Here is an 18097-nt window from a genome sequence, read left to right as displayed (position 1 = left end):
TGAATTACGATCCTGCGCTTGATGACTGGATGGACTTCTGCATGTCAGAGAGTGCCGTCTCTACGGGCTTCTCGCCCTTCAGAGCTGCGTAGGCATTCTCCTGGATTGCCTTCGTGACCGCCGGGTAGAAGGGCGTCACGGGGCGCGGTACCGCGTTCTGGATAGACGTCTGGAGGACACTCAGGTAGGGCAGTTTAGCCACCAGCTCCTTGTCCTCGTACACCGAGGTCAGGATTGGAGCCAACGACGCCTGGTTTGCAAAGAACTTCTGGTTTTCCTCGGTCTCGATGTACTTGATGAAGTCCAGTGCCGTTGCCTTGTTCTTGGAGTAGACACTGATGGCTGCGTTATGCCCACCGAGGGAGGACGCACCGGGGCCGTCCTTGCCCGGCAGGGGCGCCATTGCGAACTTGTCCTTTACAGCAGACGATCCCTCAGTCGTGATCAGGCTGTAGATGTAAGGCCAGTTGCGGTGGAAGAGCAGGTTGCCGGACTGGAAGGCGCGGCGGCTCTCCTCTTCCTGGTAGGTGATGGCCTCCTGCGGAATGTTGCCGTCGGCGTACGCCTTAACCAGGTTCTCCAGGCCAGCCTTTGCCTCAGGCGTGTTCAGGCTCGGCTTGCCTTGGTCATCCAAAACGGATCCACCGGCCGAGTTGATCGCCTCAGAGGCGTTAACCGTCAGGCCCTCGTACTGCTTGTATTGCCCGGAGTAGCACCCGATGTTGTTGGCCTTGGCAATCGAGCACATGCTCATCATTTCGTCCCAGGTCTTGGGTGGCGTTGGGACGAGGTCCTTGCGGTAGTAGAGGATGCCGCCGTCGGAATCCTTGGGTCCTGCGTACAGCGTCCCCTTGTAGGTGGAAGCCTCAACCGGAGCCTTAAGCATTTTCGAGGTGTCGATCGCCATCTTGTCCTTGAGCGGCTGCAGCCAACCCTTGGCAGCGAACTCAGCAGTCCAAATGACGTCTACGCTGACCACGTCATAGTCGGACTGCTTCGCCTGGAAGTGCTGGACCAGGTCGTCGTGCTGCTGGTCCGCTTTGTCTGTCTGTTCCTTGAACGTGACCTTTTCATCAGGATGCGCTGCATTCCACTTCTCGATGAACGGACGGACCACGTTGTTGTTGTCCTTGCCCTGTACATACGTAATGGGACCCCGGCCGTCCAGGTTGGCTTCGGCATCACTGCCACCGCCACCTCCGGTGGTGCCGCCGCCTCCGCCGCCACAGGCAGACAAGGTCAGGGCCAGGATGCCGGCGGTAGCAGCCGGAAGTAGGAATCTACGGGTTTTCATTAGCTTGAAGCTCCTCGCTGAGTGACAAGTAAGTCGACAGTGCGCTTGCTGGGTGAGGTTGATGTGGTGACGCTCACACTAGTAAGGTTGCTGCGGGTAATGCAAGCGTTTACATCAAAAAGTTATCTGAGAGGAACCAAATGTCCAACCCGGACGTTCCTGCCGGCCGGCCAACCGGCACGCAATGGTGGACGGACGTCGTCGTCTACCAGATTTATCCCCGGTCCTTCGCGGACGGCAACGGCGATGGCATGGGCGATCTTCGCGGCGTCAAGCAACACTTGCCCTATCTTCAGCAGCTCGGCGTGGACGCCGTCTGGCTCTCACCCTTCTACAAATCGCCTCAGGCGGATGCGGGATATGACGTTGCCGACTACCGCCAGGTTGACCCCCTGTTCGGCTCGTTGGCCGACTTCGATGCGATGTTGCAGGAAGCTCACCAGCGGGGCTTGAAGGTCATTGTGGACCTGGTTCCCAACCACACCTCGGACGAGCACGCGTGGTTCCAGGAGGCGTTGGCGGGATCCCCCGGCTCGCCGGAGCGGGACCGCTACATCTTCCGGCCGGGCAAGGATGGCATCCCCGGCTCCGGAGACGGCAACCGGGCGCCCAACAACTGGAAATCGATCTTCGGGGGACCTGCCTGGAGCCGGACCACCGGGCCGGACGGGTCTCCGGGTGAGTGGTACCTTCACCTTTTCGACACCAAGCAGCCGGACCTGAACTGGGACAACCCGGAGGTGCGGGACGAGATGCGCTCGGTGCTCCGCTTCTGGCTGGACCGCGGCGCAGACGGCTTCCGGGTGGACGTTGCCCACGGCCTGGTCAAAGAGGCCGGCCTTCCCGACTGGGACGGCGTGGCCGCCATGGTTGAAGGCACGCCGGAAGTCAGGAGGGAGCCAACCCCTCCCGGTGACGCCCCTGGCGCCCATACCGATGCAGAGGAACCGCACCGCGCCGTCTCTCCCGTATATCCGCCCTCTCCGTTTTTCGACCAGGACGGCGTCCATGACATCTACCGGGACTGGCACCAAGTACTGGCGGAGTACGGCGGGGACCGCATGATGGTTGCCGAGGCGTGGGTGGAGCCCGCTGAACGGCTGGCCCGCTACACCCGGCCTGACGAGATGCAGCAGGCGTTCAACTTCGATTTCCTGCTGGCGGGCTGGGATGCGGAGCGCGTGGCCCAGGCCATTGACGCGTCCCTGGCGGCAGCCGCTTCGGTGGGTGCCCCCTGCACTTGGGTGCTGAGCAACCACGACACCGTCCGCCACACCACCAGGTTCGGGCTCAAAGATCCCACCACCTTTCCGAAGGGCATCGCCGCGGACGATGAGCAGCCCGACCCGGCTTTGGGGCTGGCCCGCGCCCGTGCCGCCACATTGATATCGCTGGCCTTGCCTGGCTCCGCTTACCTCTATCAGGGCGAGGAGCTGGGGCTTCCCGAGCACACCACGCTGCCGGCCGAAGCGCGGCAGGATCCCACGTTCCACAGGACCAACGGCGCCGAGATCGGGCGCGACGGGTGCCGGGTCCCGCTGCCGTGGGCACAGGACGCACCTGGTTATGGGTTTGCGATAAGCGGAGGTGCGGCAGCAGCTCCCTGGCTTCCCCAGCCGGACAGCTTCGGCCCCCTCGCTGCCGACCAGCAGGAAGGCGTGGAGGGTTCAACCCTGGAGCTCTACCGGACTGCCCTCGCATTCCGGTCCGCCCGGCAACTCGGCAGGGGCTCCCTGGCGTGGGCTGAGGTCCATGCCCCCGAGAGCGGACTGCTCGCCTTCCACAACGGAGAGGTCCTGGTCCTGGGCAATCTCGGTTTCGCCTCCGCCCCGGTTCCGGAGGGGTATTCCGTGGTTCTTTCGAGCGGTCCTGGACCCGCCTCAGACTGGAGCGGGATGGACGAGATCCCGGTGGACTGTACCGTCTACCTCACCAAGGACTAAGTCCACGGCTGGTCAGCGGACGCGCTCAGCCCTGCTGAAGCGCGTCCGCGCACCGGCTCCGATGTGGATCAGCACTGGGATCCTTTTGCCTACCACGGCTTCGAGCGCGGCCACCAGGGCGTACACCTCGTCTGCCAGCAGGTGCGGCGCCACCCCTTGTCGCGGCAGCAGGCGAACCTTCAAGGCGGGGGAGCCTTTGACGTTATAGGTGGTCACGCTGGCCCCTGCCAGGTCCGGTCGGTTTGCCAGGGCGTGCTTCAGGGCTTGCTCCGCAACTCCCCCGCCGATCCGCACATCGCCGGGGACTTCGCCGGGGTCGTATTCCATGGCCAGGAGGTTGGCCCGGCCTTTTCCTTGCTGGGCTGCCCAGGCCACCATAAGCCCGATCAGCACCAGCAGGGCCAGTGCCACCAGGATCCACAGCCAGCTTTCGGGCCGTCCTGGAAACCTTGTGGCGTTGAAGGCCTGGTTGACTCCAGCCCAGGCCCCGGCGGACCAGGAATGCCACCAGGAAGCGACGGCCGGGACGGAGGCCAGCAGCATCAGCAGGACGCCCACGGCCAGCAGTTTGAGGCCCAGGATGGTGATCAGGATCCGGTTGAGCAGGGTCGGGGTGCTGTTCATGCGCCAATAACCCCGGACGGCGCCACATTGACGCGCACCTCAGGAGAGGGGTCCAGCGCCATGGCAGCGAGTTCGCTTTCGACGGCGGCGAGCACGGAATCCCGTTCCACTGGCACCCCGGACGTGGGCCGGACATTGACCACCACCTGGCGCTGCGAGACAACCACCATGACCTGTTCGGGCGTGACGTTCGCAGCAAGCCGGGCCCGCCGTGCCAACGAGGAGGCGATGACTTCGTCGTCCACCACCACGGCAGGGCCGCCCGGATCCGGGCCGCCGGCCAGGAGATGCCGGGCGCGCCGTCCCGGCAGGATCCCGTTGAGGAAAAATACGAGGCCAAACATCGCCAGCACCGCACCGAGGGCGCCCAGAAGCAGCGGCGGGATCCCCGCGGGCAGCGCCACAAGGCGCTCAGCAGCCACCTGCGGCTCGATCAGCCATGCCGGTTGACCGAGGGCGTGCACGCCCGCCTCGAGGAGCCCGTAGGCAGCGAAAACCATGACCAGGACTGCCGCGGCAATGGCCGGCGCTGCACGCGTTGAATGGGTTTCGCGGCGCAGGACCCGGCCCATGTCCGGCGATTGGTCCTCCTGGTGCCGGCTCATCGCACCCGTCCCCCTTCGGTGATCCTTGCTCCGCTGATCCTGATGTCTACCCGGCTCAAATGCGCCCCGCTGAGCTCTGCCACTGTTGCCAGGATGCCCGCTTTTGCCCTGACCGTGCGGTCCCGGATGGAGCCGCCGGCGGCATCCACCCGCGAGGCATCGATGGCCACGGCAGTCAAGGGCGGGATGCTGATAGGTGTGACAAGGGACAGGGCCAGCAGGCCGTCGTCGTCCGCCCAGTCAGCCCGCACGTCCTCCGCCTCCACGCCCAGGAACTGGCCGGCAGCGGCTTTCGCAAGGCTGGTCAGCGCCTGGGTACTGATGCGGTTGTGGCCGCTGAGCTCCCGCGCCCGGACCAGTGGGGCGGTGGAGCTCATGAGGACGAGCGCCGGCCGGTGATGGCGTCCAGGACGCCGCGGAGGTCCAGTTTTCCTTCCGCGGCGCGGCCCAGGAATGCCCCGATGGCCATAAAGAGCAGGGATATCAGGAAGCCCCACAAACCAAATTGGAGGGACATAAACGCGACGAAGGCGCCCATGGCAGTACCGGCGACGGTGAGGTTCACAGCAGCGCCTCCCTCTCGGCCGGGCCGGAAACTGCAGGTTTTACAGGGGGCGGCACATAGACGTCCGTGACTTCGACGTTGACCTCAATCACCTGCAGCCCCACCAGTTCCTCGACTGCCCGGTAGACCGCGGCCCGGACTGCATTGGCCAGGGAATGCAGCGGCGTTCCGTAGCTCGCCACCAGGCTGACGTCCACGGCCACCTGCGTTTCGCCCACTTCGGCATGGACACCGGCGGCATGGTCTGAACTTCCGACGGCGTCGCGGATAGCTCCCAGCGCACGCGATGGTCCGGAACCCAACGAGTACACGCCGGGGACGGCACGCGCGGCGATTCCCGCCACCTTGGCCACTGCGGTTTCGGAGATTACGGTGCGGCCAAGACCTGGCACAGGAACCGGTACCGGAGCCGGCACAGCGTGGCTGCCCTGGCCGGGTTGTGGGTTCTGGTATTCCATCAGGCACTCCCCCTTCTGTTGGTCCCAACCCTATCCCCTGGCTGTGACTTAACGGCAGCAGGCAGGAACGCCCGCACCGCGGAACGTTCCTGCCTGTAGTGCTGCTGGCTCCGTCAATTTTTCCTGGGGGACTGTTCGCCCGCAATTTTCGGGACCGGCCAAATGTGTTCGACCGCACTCCGATTCGGGATGTCTCCGATGGATGCCGTCCGAAAGACACCCTTTTCGGGACAATCCCACCGCGCACGCCACGGTGTTTTGTCCGGAAGAGGATGCAAGGCCAGCCCAGCGTGGGGCCGGTGCCGCCCACCTCCTGCCGCACCTCCCGACGCGACCCGACGAGCGGCCCGGTCCCAAGCTTTTTCGCGGATCAGAATCTTCAAGGCAAGGATTTGCGAACAAGCCTCAGAAGACAGCCGAATTGACCCCTACCTCGGGTTAGCCTGAACCCCCAGTGGGGGTTAGCGGCCCGGGTTAAAGAAGAAAAGCACCAGTTCCGAAGAACTGATGCTTCCCAGTGGTGGCTCCGACCGGCGTCGATCCGGTGACCTTTCGATTTTCAGTCGAACGCTCTACCAACTGAGCTACAGAGCCTAGGTGACTTGTCACCATGAGTGCCGGAATTTCTTCCAGCAATCAGAGCGACCCTGACGGGACTTGAACCCGCGACCTCCGCCGTGACAGGGCGGCGCGCTAACCAACTGCGCTACAGGGCCTTGCGTTTCTTGCTTTCACAGTATCTCTACCGCTTTTTTCAAGGCTTCCAGCCTACCAGACTTTTTTAGCCTGCCTGACCAGTTCCTTGCGTACCCCCAACGGGATTCGAACCCGTGCCGCCGCCGTGAAAGGGCGGTGTCCTAGGCCGCTAGACGATGGGGGCCAGAACCCGTTCGGAACAAAATAAAAGGCGTAAAGCTTGGCTTTGCGTCTTTGTCCTTTGCGTTTCTCCGAACTGGACTCTAAAACTATAGGGCTTAGTTCGGAATATCCAAAATCGGCCAAAAACACCGTGTCTGAACCCGAAACACAGGTGAAGATGGACTGATGGATGCCGTTGCAGCACTCAATGAGATTGCCTTCTGGCTGGAGCGCGGGCGCGCTGCCACCTTCAAGGTCCAGGCCTTCCGGAAAGCCGCGGCGGTGATCGCCCCGCTGCCGCCGGAGGAAGTGGCGGCCCGGGTCCGGAACGGCCGGCTGAAATCCATGAAGGGCATCGGCGACCGGACCTACCAGGTCATCCGGGACGCAGTGGAGGGCCAGGTCCCGGACTACCTCGCCGACCTCCGCGAGAAAGGCATCCAGCCCCTGGCATCCGGCGGCTCCGCCATCCGGGAGGCGCTGCGTGGCGATCTGCACAGCCACAGTGAATGGTCCGACGGCGGATCCCCCATTGAGCTGATGGTGGCGGCCGCCGGGGTGCTCGGGAGGGAGTACGTCGCGCTGACGGACCACTCCCCCAACCTCACCATCGCCAACGGGCTCTCGGCAGAGCGCCTCCTCCAGCAACTGGATGTGGTGGACGGGATCAATGCGGGAGACCACCCGGGCTCGGACGGACAGCACGACCACAAGGTGCAACTGCTGAGCGGCATCGAGGTGGACATCCTCGAGTCCGGTGAGCTGGACCAGGTTCCGGAACTGCTGGACCGCCTGGACATTGTGGTGGCAAGCGTCCATTCCAAGCTTCGTGCCGATTCAAAGACCATGACCCGGCGCATGCTTGGCGGTATCCAGGATCCCCACACGAATGTGCTGGGCCACTGCACCGGCCGCCTGGTGGAGGGATCGCGGGGGACGCGTCCGCCGTCGGACTTCGATGCCAAAGAGGTGTTCGCCGCGTGCGCCGAACACAATGTGGCCGTCGAGATCAACTCCCGGCCGGAGCGCCAGGACCCGCCGGATGCGCTGATCCAGCTGGCGCTGGAAGCAGGGTGCCTGTTCTCGATCGATAGTGACGCCCACGCGCCCGGCCAGCTGGACTTCCTGCAGTACGGCGCCGAACGCGCGGAACGGAACGGTGTCCCGGCCGAACGCATCATCACCACCTGGCCAGTGGAACGGCTGCTGCAGTGGGCGGGATCTCCTTTGCCGCAACTTCCGTGAATCTTTGGCAGGAACTTGGCTAGACATGGCCGATTTCCGCCAGCCTGGTGTCCCTGCCCCCAGCTACATTGGCAGCATGGCATCAACCACCCGCGTCAGCTCAAGCGTTCCTCCGCCTCTTCCATCCCGCACCAGAGCCCTTGGAGTGGCGGCCATGGTCACGACGGTGGTGCTGTGGGCGTCGGCCTTCGTGGGCATCCGGGCCATCGGCCCCCACTTCTCCCCCGGCTCCCTGACACTCGGCAGGCTGGCGGTTGCCGCCGTCGCACTGTCCCTGCTGGTCCTGCCCCAGCTGCTGAAGAGCCGGCTCCTCCCTAAAGGCCGCGAATGGTGGCCCATCCTCGCCTACGGCGCGATGTGGTTCGGCGGGTACAACGTGGCGCTGAACGCTGCGGAGCACGTGCTGGACGCCGGAACCAGCGCCCTGCTCATCAACGTGAACCCGATCCTGGTGGCCGTCATGGCAGGGATCTTCCTCAAGGAAGGCTTCCCCCGCTGGCTCATCATCGGAAGCCTGGTTGCCTTCGCCGGCGTGGCGCTGATCGCCTGGGGTTCCGGCCAGCCCTCCCGGCCGGGGGAAAGTCCGACGGCGGATGTTGCGGGTGTGCTGCTCTGCCTCTTGGCCGCCGTGCTCGCCGCAGTCAGCGTCATCATCCAGAAGCCTGTGCTGCGCAAGTTTCCCGCCGCCCAGGCCACCTGGTTCGGGATCCTGGTGGGCGCCTTATGCTGCCTGCCGTTCACAGGCCAACTGGTGGCCGAGGTGCAGGCCGCACCGCCCGGGGCGACGATGGGACTGGTCTATCTCGGAGTCTTTCCCACGGCGATTGCCTTCACCACCTGGGCGTACGCGCTCTCGCTGATCGATGCCGGCAAGCTCGCAGCCACCACCTACCTGGTGCCCGGCACCACCATCCTGATCTCCTGGCTCCTGCTGGGCGAGATCCCCACCGCGCTCGGAATGGTCGGCGGCCTCGTTTGCCTGATTGGCGTGGGCCTGACCCGGCGCAGGTCCCGGCCGGGGACCCGTCACGATGTTGCAGGACAGCCTGCAAGACCAGCGGCGGAGCAGGCGGCTGGGCCAACTGCAGGACCAACGGCGAGGCAAGCCGCAGGACCAGTTCCGGGACGCGAGGCCAAGCGGAGCACTTCCCGCTAAAGTCGGAGTATGCCAGCCAGCCTGCCGCCGGGCCTGCCCACTATTCCCGAAGGCCCCAGCGAGCCCCTGCATGCCACCGGGCCCGTCCACTTCGCCCCGTCCCAGGCGTTCAGGATGTCCGCGGATGAGTTTGAGACTGCTGTCCAGGACGCGCTGGACAGCATCCCCGAAAAGCTGGCCCAGGCCATGGACAACGTGGCGGTGTTCATTGACGACGACTATGCGCCCCGGCCCGGGGAGGACCCGGACACGGTCCTGCTGGGACTCTATGAGGGGGTGCCGCTGACGGAACGGGACTCGTGGTGGGACGCCGGCTCGCTGCCGGACCGCATCACCATATTCCGTGAACCCATCCTGGAAATCTGCGGGTCGCGCGAGGACGTTATCCACGAGGTGGCGGTCACTGTGGTCCACGAAATTGCCCACCACTTCGGGATAGACGATGAGCGGCTGCACGAGCTCGGCTGGGACTAGCCTTGTAGGCATGGGACACAACCACAGCCACACCCATGGGGTTACCGCAACGGGCCGGCACCGCAACAGGCTGGTGGCCGTCCTGGCCATCACACTGGCCGTGGTCCTGGTCCAGGTGGCGGGTGCCGCCCTCTCGGGATCGCTGTCCCTGCTCGCTGATGCCGGGCACATGCTCTCGGATGCGGCCGGGGTGACCATTGCGCTGTTGGCCGCCTGGATTGCCGGCCAACCGGCAAGCGACCAGCGGACCTACGGGTACCAGCGCGCCGAAGTGCTCGCCGCGCTGGCCAACGCCTTGATCCTGATCGTGATCTCAGTGGTCATTTTTAGCGAAGCCATCCGCCGGATCGGGGCGGCGCCCGAGGTCCAGACGGACATCATGCTGTACGCCGCCATCCTGGGTGCCGCCGCGAACCTGGTGTCACTGCTGATCCTCCGGGGCGGGCACAAAGAGAGCCTCAATGTCCGCGGCGCCTACCTTGAAGTTCTGGGCGACTTGCTGGGCTCCTTCGCCGTTATTGCCGCTGCCGTGGTCATCATGGTCACCGGGTTCCAGGCCGCGGATACGATTGCCTCGGTGCTGATCGCCCTGCTGATACTGCCCCGAGCCTGGAGCCTGCTGCGTGATGTTGTGGATGTACTGCTGGAAGCCAGCCCCAAGGGCGTGGAAGTGCAGATGATCCGGGAACACATCCTGTCCGTCGAGGGCGTCTCGGACGTGCACGATATCCACATCTGGACCATCACGTCCGGCGTCCCGGTCTTTTCAGCACATGTGGTGGTGGAGGACGGCGTGCTGACCGCACGGGGCGCGGACCAGTTGCTGGACAAACTGGTCACCTGCCTGGGCTCCCACTTTGATACTGACCACTGCACCTTCCAGCTGGAACCGGCCACCCACTCCGAACACGAAGCGCACCAGCACGCCTGACCGGGCCGTTCCTATCATTCCCGGATTCCTTGGATCCGGGCAGGATTGGAGCCTTTCAGCAAGCGCCTTTTCCAGATCCAGGGGCACCCATCTTGCGACACGCCGCTCGGCATCCAACTCCGACAATGTCTTGTGGTTACTGTTACTGACGTGACTGTTGTTGCCAAAGTGCAGCAGAGTCGCGTAGCCTCGGACTGCTGGGGAGCAGGCCAGGGGCATCGCCCTGCCGCGGTCAGGACCTCCCGGCCCTACCGTTTCGAGGTTTCCGCCGATGGTTTTGACTGGATCCGGGCGCAAGGCTGCCGTGCTGGCTGCCGCCGTCGTTCTGAGTGCAGCGCTGGCAACTCCGGCAGGTGCTGATGCCGCACCGCTCGCACCGCACATTGCCGTTCCTGCCGCTCCCGAAGTACCTTCACCGGAGGACATCGCCGCAGCGAAAGCCAGCGAGGCAGCCACAGCGGACCAGGTGGCTAAAATCGAGCGGATTTTGGACGCCGCCGCAAGCGCCCAGCAGACGGCATTCGCTGCAGCAATGCAAGCCAACAACGCCTACAGCGAGGCATTGGTGGAGCTGGAGCAGCGTTCATCCGCCGTGGCAGTTGCGTCGGCGAAGGCTGCAACTGCCCGGGAGCAGCAGGACAAAACCCGGAAACAGGTGGGACAGCTTGCCAGCGACCTCTACCGCAACGGCGGGCTGAACCCCTCCCTGGGCACCTTCGTAAGCGGCGACGGTGAAACCCTGCAGCAGGCCGCCACCCTCCAGGCGATTTCTGCCAGCCGGAGCCGCACCTTTGAGGCCGCCGATGCCGCCGCCCAGGCATCAACGTCGCTGACCGCAGCTGCAAAGGACGCCACCAGGGCGGCCGACGACGCGGCACGCACGGCCGAAGCCCGCAAGACCCGGGCGGAGGAGGCCAAGGCTGCCCAGGCCAAAGTCGTGGCGGACGCCAAGGCTCAGCGCAGCCTCCTGGTGGACCAGTTGGCCGAGCTCCGGAACACCACGGTGGCACTCGAATCCGCGCGCGTGGATGCGCTGGACCGGCAACGCGAGGAAGCCCGGCTGGCGGCCGCCTTCGCAGCCGCAGCGGAGCGCGCTTCCCGGGAACAGGCAGCTGCCCCGGGTGATCTTCCTGCCGCTCCAGCGCCGGCCGCTGCTGCTCCCGCACAGGCCCCACCTGCACCCCTTCCGGCCCCGGCCCCCGCTGGACCCGCGCCGGCACCTGCACCCGCCCCCGCGCCGGCACCTGCACCCGCCCCGGCACCTGCACCCGCCCCCGCGCCGGCACCTGCTCCTGCACCTGCACCTGCGGCGCCAGCCCCCGCGCCGGCACCGGCACCCGCTCCGGCGCCGGCTCCGACGCCTGCTCCTGCCCCCTCGACCGGGAGCGGGACCTACGAGGCCGCCATCTCGGTGGCCCTCAGCAAGGTGGGCGCTCCTTACTACTACCAATACGGAGGTGCCGGGCCCTACGGATTCGACTGTTCCGGGCTGGTACAGACAGCCTTCGCAGCGGCGGGAAAGTACCTTCCGCGCACCGCCGCCCAGCAGTACGCTGCCGCTCCGGTCCACGTTCCCATCTCACAGGCACGGCGGGGTGACCTGCTGGTGTGGGGATCGCCGTCGAACTTCTACCACGTTGCCATTTACCTCGGCAACGGCCAGGTGGTGCAGGCGCTCAACCCGCAGGAGGGTATCGCAGTGACCCCGCTGAGCGCCATGGCAGGCATGGAGCTCTATTCATACGCTGCCCGCTACTGACCCTGCCTGCCATAGCACCCTCTCCCCAATGAGGCTCTGCCTCAAATCGGGTGGACATCAGCTCAAGATGTCCTTGGTGACAAACCGTCCGTAGGCGAGCGCACCGAAGACGGCAACATAGCCCGCCTGGAGCCAGGCGTTGTCCACAAAGGAGTCCCAGAGCACGGGCTGGCGGAGCAGGTCACCAAAGCCCAGCCAGTAGTGGCTGAAGAGCCACGGATGCAGCCACTCCAGCTGCGGCAACTGGTCAAGGACCTGGGACACCACGGAAACCACCACAGTGGCAGCCATGGCCCCCACGGGGACCACCGTGAGCGTGGACAGGAACAGCCCCACCGCGGAAAGTCCGGCCAGGGAAACAGCCAGGTACGCGGCGATCAGCAGGATGCGCAGCGCAGCCTCCGGAGGCTCGATCAGGTCCCCGGACAGCAGCGTCACCGGGCCGACCGGGAAAAGTGCCGCCCCGATTGCGGCGCCGGCCAGTCCAACCGTGAAAGGCGCGGCCAGGCAGAATGCCAGCGCTGCCGCGTACTTCACCAGGAGCAGCCGTACCCGGCCTGTCGGGGCAACCAGCAGGTATCTGAGCGTTCCGAGGTTGGCTTCACCAGCGATGGTGTCCCCTGCCACCACGCCCACCGTGAGCGGCAGGAACAAGGGAACGGACACCAGCATGGCGGTAAAGGCGACGAACAGGCCGTTCTGGGTGATGCGGTCCAGGAATGCCGGCCCGCGCCCGGCCGGAACCGCCGACGAGATCCTTACGGCCACGGCAATCAGCACCGGGATGGCGGCGAGCGCCAGCAGCAGCGCCCAGGTGCGGCGGCGCACCATCAGCAGCCGGAGTTCCGAGCGCAGGAGGGAAAGGCCCGCTCCGCGCTGCCGTGCGGACATCGCCGGCGCGCGGGTTAGTCGGGTGCTCTGTGAATGTGCGCTACTGGGCAACGTCGAACCCCTCCCCCGTCAAGGCAACGAACCTGTCCTCAAGGCTTTCCCGTTCCACGGCGAATCCCCTGACCCGGACACCAGCCTGCACGAGGCCCGCCACAATATCCTCAGGGGCGATGCTTCGATGGGCCGTGCTTCCAGGGGCCGTGTTTCCAGGGGCCGTGTTTCCAGCCTCGGTGCTTCCAGAGGCTGTGTTTCCATGGGCTATATCCAGTGCCGCCGTGACCATCTGGCCGTCCGGCTGCGCTGCTGCTTCCTCCGGCACCAGCCCCAGCCGGGCGAGTACTGCCATCGCTGCCACGGCGTCAGGCGTCAGGAGGCGGATGCGGGTACTTCCGCTCCGACGCAGTTCCTGCAGCGGCCCCTGGGCCACCAGCCGGCCCGCACTCATCACGGCCGCATGGGTGCAGATCTGTTCCACTTCGGCCAGCAGATGGCTGGACACAAAAACGGTGGTTCCGTCTGCCGCGAGGGACCGGACCAGGTTCCGGACTTCCCGGGTGCCTTGCGGGTCCAGTCCGTTGGTGGGCTCGTCGAGGACCAGCAGTTCGCGGGGCGAGAGCAGGGCGTTAGCGATACCCAGCCGCTGCTTCATGCCCAGGGAGTACGCGTGGACCCGTTTGCCTGCGGCGTGCCCGAGCCCCACCCTTTCTAGGGCCTGGTTCACCCGTGACGAACGGGTGGCGGGCGCCGCATGCCGGGTGGCGGCGTCGAGGCGGTGGAGGTTCGCGGTTCCAGAGAGGAACGGATAGAAGGCCGGGCCCTCCACCAGCGCCCCCACATGCGGAAGGACTTCCTGGAACCGGCCCGGCATTTCCATTCCGAGCAGCCTGACAGTTCCTGCGGAGGCCGCGGCCAGGCCCAGCAGCATCCTGATGGTGGTGGTCTTGCCCGAGCCGTTGGGGCCCAGGAAGCCAAAGACGGCTCCTTGGGGCACCGCGAGGTCAAGGCTGTCCACGGCCAGCTGCTGCCCGAACCGCTTGGTCAGCCCCTGCGTCTCGATGGTCAGCCCGTACGTCCAGGAGGGGCCCCTCGCGGCCCCGGTCACGGAGCCGCGGATGCGGCTTGCAGCCTCTCCGGCGGAACCATGCCCGCGAAGATCCGGCCGTCGTCGGTGAGCAGGACATTGAACAGTGCGGTGGAAATGAGGCGGCCGCCAGGAACGGCGACAGCGGCCTGGGCCAGCAGCGGACTGCGGGTGAGCAGAGCACTGAGGTTCGAGCCGGCGCCGCTTTCCGCCGGGACTTCCACTACCGTTTCCCAGCCGGAGCCGGACAGGTGGCGCCCGGCCTTGTCCTGGGCGCTCTTTGCCAGGAGGTCCGGAGTTATATACGTTCCCGGGGATTCGGGAGATGCTGAACCGGGAGTGCCAGCGCGGTGGTGGAACTGCAGTTCCTTCACGGTGCTGCCGGTTGGCGGGGTGAAGTTGAATAGGGCCGCGTCCGGCGCTTCCAGTGAAAGGCTGGTGAATCCGGCACTGAAGGCCGGCTCGGCAGCGCCGCGTGCAGTGACCTTCACGGAGAGCGGCATGCCGTTCTCCGCGTCGACGGCAACGGCTACTTTGTCCACCAATGTGCCGTCAGTACGGGGTTCAAGCAGCAGGTTGTAGGCACGGCGGCCGGCTGTTTCAACGTCAGCACCCACAGTCACGGCAGTGCTGCTGTCCGCTGCCGCCAGGAACTTCTCCGCCAGCTCCTCCGGCGTGTGCGGAACCCGCATGTCGGTCCGGGGCCCGTCGGCAGGGGGAGTTCCGTTCGCGTCCGGGGCCGGCCTGGCCGGGTCGGTTTGGGAAGGGTCGGTCTGGGACGGGTCGGTCTGGGACGGGTCCGTCAACGGCAGGTCACGCGCGTGGTCCGGCAGGGTCAGGTGCGCGGTTGAGTTGTCCTTGGACGAGTAGAACCAGACGTCGTTGCCGTGGCGGATGATGTCCCGTTCCGCGAGCCGGTCCACCACTTGGATCCGGGCCTTGGTTATGCCGTCCACAAATACCCGCGCCGTGTGCCCGCCGCTAAGGAACTCCATGAGTGACGCCACGGCGTCGGCTGATGCGGGACCGGACGTGGGGGGTGTTGCCGGCAGCTCCGGCAGCCCCAGCTCCGAGGTCTGTTCGAGGGTGCCTGAAAACGTGTGCGGCTTATGCGCAGCGAGCAGGGCAATGACTTCTGCCGGGGTTTTGGCGGGCAGGGGATCGCCGGCCCGTGCGGGTATGGTTCCCGCCAGCAGCCCGGCGGCGATCATTGATGGTACGGCCACCGCGGGGACCCAGCGCAACCAAGGGCGGCCCATGACGCGCTTCACGCCGCGGTCCCTGAGCCGGTGGCTGGTCCCGTGGTTTGTCCGGTGGTTGATGGTCTGGTTCATTGCCGGTCGTCTCCGTCCTTGGAGCCCATAGTCCAAGGGTACGCCTCAGGATCGCTCCCTACACCCGCCCGGGCCGTCCCCAAGGTCTACGTGGGCACCACGGTTCCCGCACCGCCGTCGACCGTTATTTTCTGCCCGGTGGTGAGCCGGATTGTGGCCTCGGGAACTCCCACTACGGCTGGGATGCCATACTCCCTGGCCACCACGGCACCGTGCGAGTTGGGTCCGCCCATCTCCATCACCAGGCCCCCGGCGGTCAGGAACAGCGGGGTCCAGCCGGGGTCGGTGGAGGGCGCCACCAGGATCTCCCCGGGTTCAAGATGCGCCCCGACGGGGTCCAGGATGACCCGGGCCGGAGCTGTAACGGACCCGGCTGAGGCCGGGCTGCCGCTCAGCGCTCCGCCGGCCGTTCCGGCGCGGGCGGCGTACAGCACTTCGGGCTCGGTGCCATCGGAGAGCAGGACCCTGGGAATGTGCCGCCTGCCCAATTCGCTGGAATATGCGGCGCGCCGCTCCCCCACGAGTTCGCGCAGGTTGCGGTGCTGGCCGGTCCCAGCCGCGTTGCTGCGGCTCAGTGCCTGCCGGAGCTCATCAAATTCGAGGAAGAAGACGTCCTCCCCGCTGTCGAGCCGGCCGTCGGCCGCCAGTCCGGCTCCCACAAGGGCCAGTTGCTTCCGTACTTCCGCAAGTCCCAGGACCAGCTGGTACTTGGGCAGTTCCCGCAAGCCGGCGAACAACCTGGTACGTTCCAGGGCCGCGCGAACAAGCAGGCCCCGCAACCTGCCGCGCGTGCGTGCCTCGGCTGCAAGCCGATCCACTGCTGCTTCCGCTTCCGCTGCTGCCCGGCTGAACTGGGCGTCCGGGGCCATGTCCGGATCTGTCAGGCGGAGGTAGTTGGCCAGGACACCGAGGATGTATGTGGGATCATCTGACCACCTCGGCATCCCCACGTCGATCTCGGCCACGGCACGGTGACCATACCGGGCGAGGAACCGGGCCAGGCCTGCGTGCAGTACGGGGGGAAGGCTTCCGCCGCGGAAGTCCGCCGCAAGCCGGGACGGTTCCCGCGTCTTCAGGGCCTCGCGCGCTTCGCGGTCGTCCTTCATGGCCGAAGCCAGGCGCCAGAGCTCGAGGTCCATTTCGGTGGTCACATTCTGCGGCAGGCCGCGGAGAACCTTCTGCAGTTCCTCCCCGCGGCCGGCGCCGCCCAGCAGCTTCCCGGCGGCCCAGAGCGCCGCGAATCCCAGCGCAGGCAGGGGCAGGATTGCCGGAACGATCGTAAAAAGCTGGCTTCCCAGCAGCTGCTCGGCGTGGTCCAGACGTTCCAGGGGACCCGCTCCTGCGTCCAGTTCCAGGTGGCCGGCGAACTGGCGGGTGAAACGGTCAACACGGCGGAGCGCCGCCTTGGGCATTAAAAGCCCGCGGAGCACCGTTTCCGGGACCCGTGCATGTACCGCGGCCGGCAGGACATGGCGCAAGAGTCCAAACGGGGTCCTCCGGGTCACCGAAAACCGCGGGTCCTCGAAAACCTGGCGCAGCACCGTGGCGGACCGGGCCTCCATCACATCGAACACGCGCGGCAGGATGCGGCGGCCAGCGGTACTCCGGACCGGTGTAGTGACGTCGACGTAGGCGCGCTGGGCAGCCTCGGCATACGGTGAAGGACCACGGCGGGGATCAGGGACTGCAAACCCTGCGGCCCTGGCCACGGAGGAGCCAATGAGCCGCAGTGACGCCAGCCCCATGGGAGTGAGGGGACGGGTCAGCCCTTGGGCAAGGCTGAAGCACAAGTACACCCTGGTTCCCCCACCGGCGGCCGAACGGCTTTCGGGGACCGGGTACAGGGTGGTGATGGGCCGGGACTGCGTCAGCCATAGCGCACCGGTGGTGTCGACGGCCCACTCCGTGTCCTGCGGCGCTCCGAAGTGCCGCTCGGCCTGCAAGCCCAGGGCTGCGAGCTCCAGCGCCTGTCCGTCGCTAAGGCTGGAGGCGTCTGCCCCGCCCTGCACGCTGTGGGTTTCCGTTCCACCGCCGGGCCTGGTCCGAATGGCCACGCGCTTATCGCCCAGCTTCCGCTCAAGGACGCGCTTTGTTGCCGTGTCCACTACGAAGTGATCCGGATTGACCGCCCCGGAGACCACGGCTTCACCCAGTCCCGGAGCGGCATCGATGACGGCTTCCCGCCGCCTTCCCGTCAGTGGGTTGGCGGTGAACATCACCCCGGCTGCTGCGGCGTCAACCATCCGTTGAATCACGACGGCGATGGCTACTTCGCGGGGCGCGATCCCCAGGGCGGCGCGGTAGGCCACTGCCCGGTCTGTCCAGAGGGACGCCCAGCAGTTCCGGACTGCCTCAAGGACGGCATCGGTTCCGATGATATTCAGGTAGGTGTCCTGCTGGCCGGCGAAGCTGGCGAAGGGCAGGTCCTCGGCCGTAGCCGAGGACCGGACCGCTACCGGGGTCTCCTGCCCCAACGCCAAGTAGGCCTGTTCCACGGCCTCGGTGATGTTGGGCGGCACCGGTGCGCCGCGGATTGCTTCACGTGCCCGGCCAGCCATCGCGGCAAGTTCCGAGGCCTGGCTTGCTTTCCCCTGCAGTGCTTTTTGAAGGTCACCGAGCTGCCGGAGGACTCCGTCATGGACCGTGGCGGTGGCCTCCTTGTACGCCTCCGTGGTCAGGCAGAACCCGTCGGGCACGGGCAGCCCCGCTGTTATCAGTTCACCAAGATTGGCTGCCTTGCCGCCCACCAGCGGAAGCATGCTGCGGTCGAGATGGCTGAGGCGGACCACCAGGGCATGGCCGCTTTCCCCGCCCGGTTGGCGGGGCTGCTGCCCCGCCTCTCCTGAATAGTAGGCAGCCATGGCGGCGCTCCGTGTGGC

16 protein-coding genes and 3 tRNA genes are annotated in these 18097 nt (G+C 66.2%); 6 read left to right on the top strand and 13 right to left on the bottom strand.

What is annotated here, in order from left to right; translation table 11 throughout:
* Nucleotides 1-4: 4 nt before the first annotated feature.
* Nucleotides 5-1294, bottom strand: coding sequence for an ABC transporter substrate-binding protein (locus QFZ36_RS15735; RefSeq protein WP_306637853.1), 1290 nt, complete (start codon nucleotides 1292-1294; stop codon nucleotides 5-7).
* A gap of 140 nt (nucleotides 1295-1434) precedes the next feature.
* Between QFZ36_RS15735 and QFZ36_RS15730 the strand changes: the two genes are divergently transcribed.
* Nucleotides 1435-3237, top strand: coding sequence for a glycoside hydrolase family 13 protein (locus QFZ36_RS15730; RefSeq protein WP_306637852.1), 1803 nt, complete (start codon nucleotides 1435-1437; stop codon nucleotides 3235-3237).
* A gap of 12 nt (nucleotides 3238-3249) precedes the next feature.
* Here the strand turns inward: QFZ36_RS15730 and QFZ36_RS15725 are convergent, their stop codons facing one another.
* The 8 genes from QFZ36_RS15725 to QFZ36_RS15690 all read right to left on the bottom strand — a co-directional run bounded on the left by QFZ36_RS15725 (nucleotide 3250) and on the right by QFZ36_RS15690 (nucleotide 6369).
* Entirely contained in the window at nucleotides 3250-3861 is a 612-nt protein-coding gene (locus tag QFZ36_RS15725; RefSeq protein ID WP_306637851.1) for a hypothetical protein, read from the bottom strand.
* Nucleotides 3858-4466, bottom strand: coding sequence for a DUF6286 domain-containing protein (locus QFZ36_RS15720; protein ID WP_306637850.1), 609 nt, complete (start codon nucleotides 4464-4466; stop codon nucleotides 3858-3860). The genes QFZ36_RS15725 and QFZ36_RS15720 overlap by 4 nt, the downstream gene beginning before the upstream one ends.
* Nucleotides 4463-4843, bottom strand: a complete 381-nt coding sequence (locus QFZ36_RS15715) for a hypothetical protein (protein WP_306637849.1) — start codon at nucleotides 4841-4843, stop codon at nucleotides 4463-4465. Before QFZ36_RS15715 ends, QFZ36_RS15720 begins: the two co-directional genes overlap by 4 nt.
* The gene (locus QFZ36_RS15710) at nucleotides 4840-5031 is read right to left on the bottom strand and encodes a hypothetical protein (protein WP_306637848.1); all 192 of its coding nucleotides are present in this window, start codon (nucleotides 5029-5031) and stop codon (nucleotides 4840-4842) included. The genes QFZ36_RS15715 and QFZ36_RS15710 overlap by 4 nt, the downstream gene beginning before the upstream one ends.
* Nucleotides 5028-5489 carry an Asp23/Gls24 family envelope stress response protein gene (locus tag QFZ36_RS15705; RefSeq protein ID WP_306637847.1) on the bottom strand — a complete coding sequence of 154 codons (462 nt, stop codon included), beginning with the start codon at nucleotides 5487-5489 and terminating at the stop codon, nucleotides 5028-5030. Before QFZ36_RS15705 ends, QFZ36_RS15710 begins: the two co-directional genes overlap by 4 nt.
* Nucleotides 5490-6007: 518 nt before the next feature.
* Nucleotides 6008-6083, bottom strand: a tRNA-Phe gene (locus QFZ36_RS15700).
* Nucleotides 6084-6131: 48 nt separating this feature from the next.
* Nucleotides 6132-6205: transfer RNA gene (locus QFZ36_RS15695), tRNA-Asp, on the bottom strand.
* 91 nt (nucleotides 6206-6296) lie between these two features.
* Nucleotides 6297-6369, bottom strand: a tRNA-Glu gene (locus QFZ36_RS15690).
* Between the two features lie 164 nt (nucleotides 6370-6533).
* On the opposite strand from QFZ36_RS15690, the gene QFZ36_RS15685 reads away from it, so the two are divergent.
* From QFZ36_RS15685 to QFZ36_RS15665, 5 genes are all read left to right on the top strand, one after another.
* A complete protein-coding gene (locus tag QFZ36_RS15685) occupies nucleotides 6534-7592 on the top strand; it encodes a PHP domain-containing protein (protein WP_306637846.1) in 1059 nt (352 codons plus the stop codon).
* A gap of 76 nt (nucleotides 7593-7668) precedes the next feature.
* Nucleotides 7669-8748, top strand: a complete 1080-nt coding sequence (locus tag QFZ36_RS15680) for a DMT family transporter (RefSeq protein WP_306637845.1) — start codon at nucleotides 7669-7671, stop codon at nucleotides 8746-8748.
* A 9-nt stretch (nucleotides 8749-8757) separates the two neighbouring features.
* On the top strand, nucleotides 8758-9222 hold the full coding sequence (locus tag QFZ36_RS15675; RefSeq protein ID WP_306637844.1) for a metallopeptidase family protein: 465 nt from the start codon (nucleotides 8758-8760) through the stop codon (nucleotides 9220-9222).
* Nucleotides 9223-9232: 10 nt separating this feature from the next.
* The gene (locus QFZ36_RS15670) at nucleotides 9233-10153 is read left to right on the top strand and encodes a cation diffusion facilitator family transporter (protein WP_306637843.1); all 921 of its coding nucleotides are present in this window, start codon (nucleotides 9233-9235) and stop codon (nucleotides 10151-10153) included.
* Between the two features lie 271 nt (nucleotides 10154-10424).
* The gene (locus QFZ36_RS15665; protein WP_306637842.1) at nucleotides 10425-11912 is read left to right on the top strand and encodes a C40 family peptidase; all 1488 of its coding nucleotides are present in this window, start codon (nucleotides 10425-10427) and stop codon (nucleotides 11910-11912) included.
* 57 nt (nucleotides 11913-11969) lie between these two features.
* On the opposite strand, the gene QFZ36_RS15660 is transcribed toward QFZ36_RS15665, so the two are convergent.
* The 4 genes from QFZ36_RS15660 to QFZ36_RS15645 form a co-directional block, all read right to left on the bottom strand.
* The gene (locus QFZ36_RS15660; protein ID WP_306637841.1) at nucleotides 11970-12803 is read right to left on the bottom strand and encodes an ABC transporter permease; all 834 of its coding nucleotides are present in this window, start codon (nucleotides 12801-12803) and stop codon (nucleotides 11970-11972) included.
* Nucleotides 12804-12843: 40 nt separating this feature from the next.
* Nucleotides 12844-13905: an ABC transporter ATP-binding protein gene (locus QFZ36_RS15655; protein WP_306637840.1), complete on the bottom strand. Its 1062-nt coding sequence runs from the start codon at nucleotides 13903-13905 to the stop codon at nucleotides 12844-12846.
* Complete coding sequence (locus QFZ36_RS15650; RefSeq protein ID WP_306637839.1) at nucleotides 13902-15218, bottom strand: hypothetical protein; 1317 nt, start codon at nucleotides 15216-15218, stop codon at nucleotides 13902-13904. Before QFZ36_RS15650 ends, QFZ36_RS15655 begins: the two co-directional genes overlap by 4 nt.
* Before the next feature lie 86 nt (nucleotides 15219-15304).
* Complete coding sequence (locus tag QFZ36_RS15645) at nucleotides 15305-18079, bottom strand: PEP/pyruvate-binding domain-containing protein (RefSeq protein WP_373427049.1); 2775 nt, start codon at nucleotides 18077-18079, stop codon at nucleotides 15305-15307.
* Nucleotides 18080-18097: the final 18 nt, after the last annotated feature.

Source organism: Pseudarthrobacter siccitolerans (genome assembly GCF_030823375.1).
Taxonomy (GTDB): Bacteria; Actinomycetota; Actinomycetes; order Actinomycetales; family Micrococcaceae; genus Arthrobacter; species Arthrobacter siccitolerans_A.
This window is presented reverse-complemented; position numbering and strand designations above follow the sequence as displayed.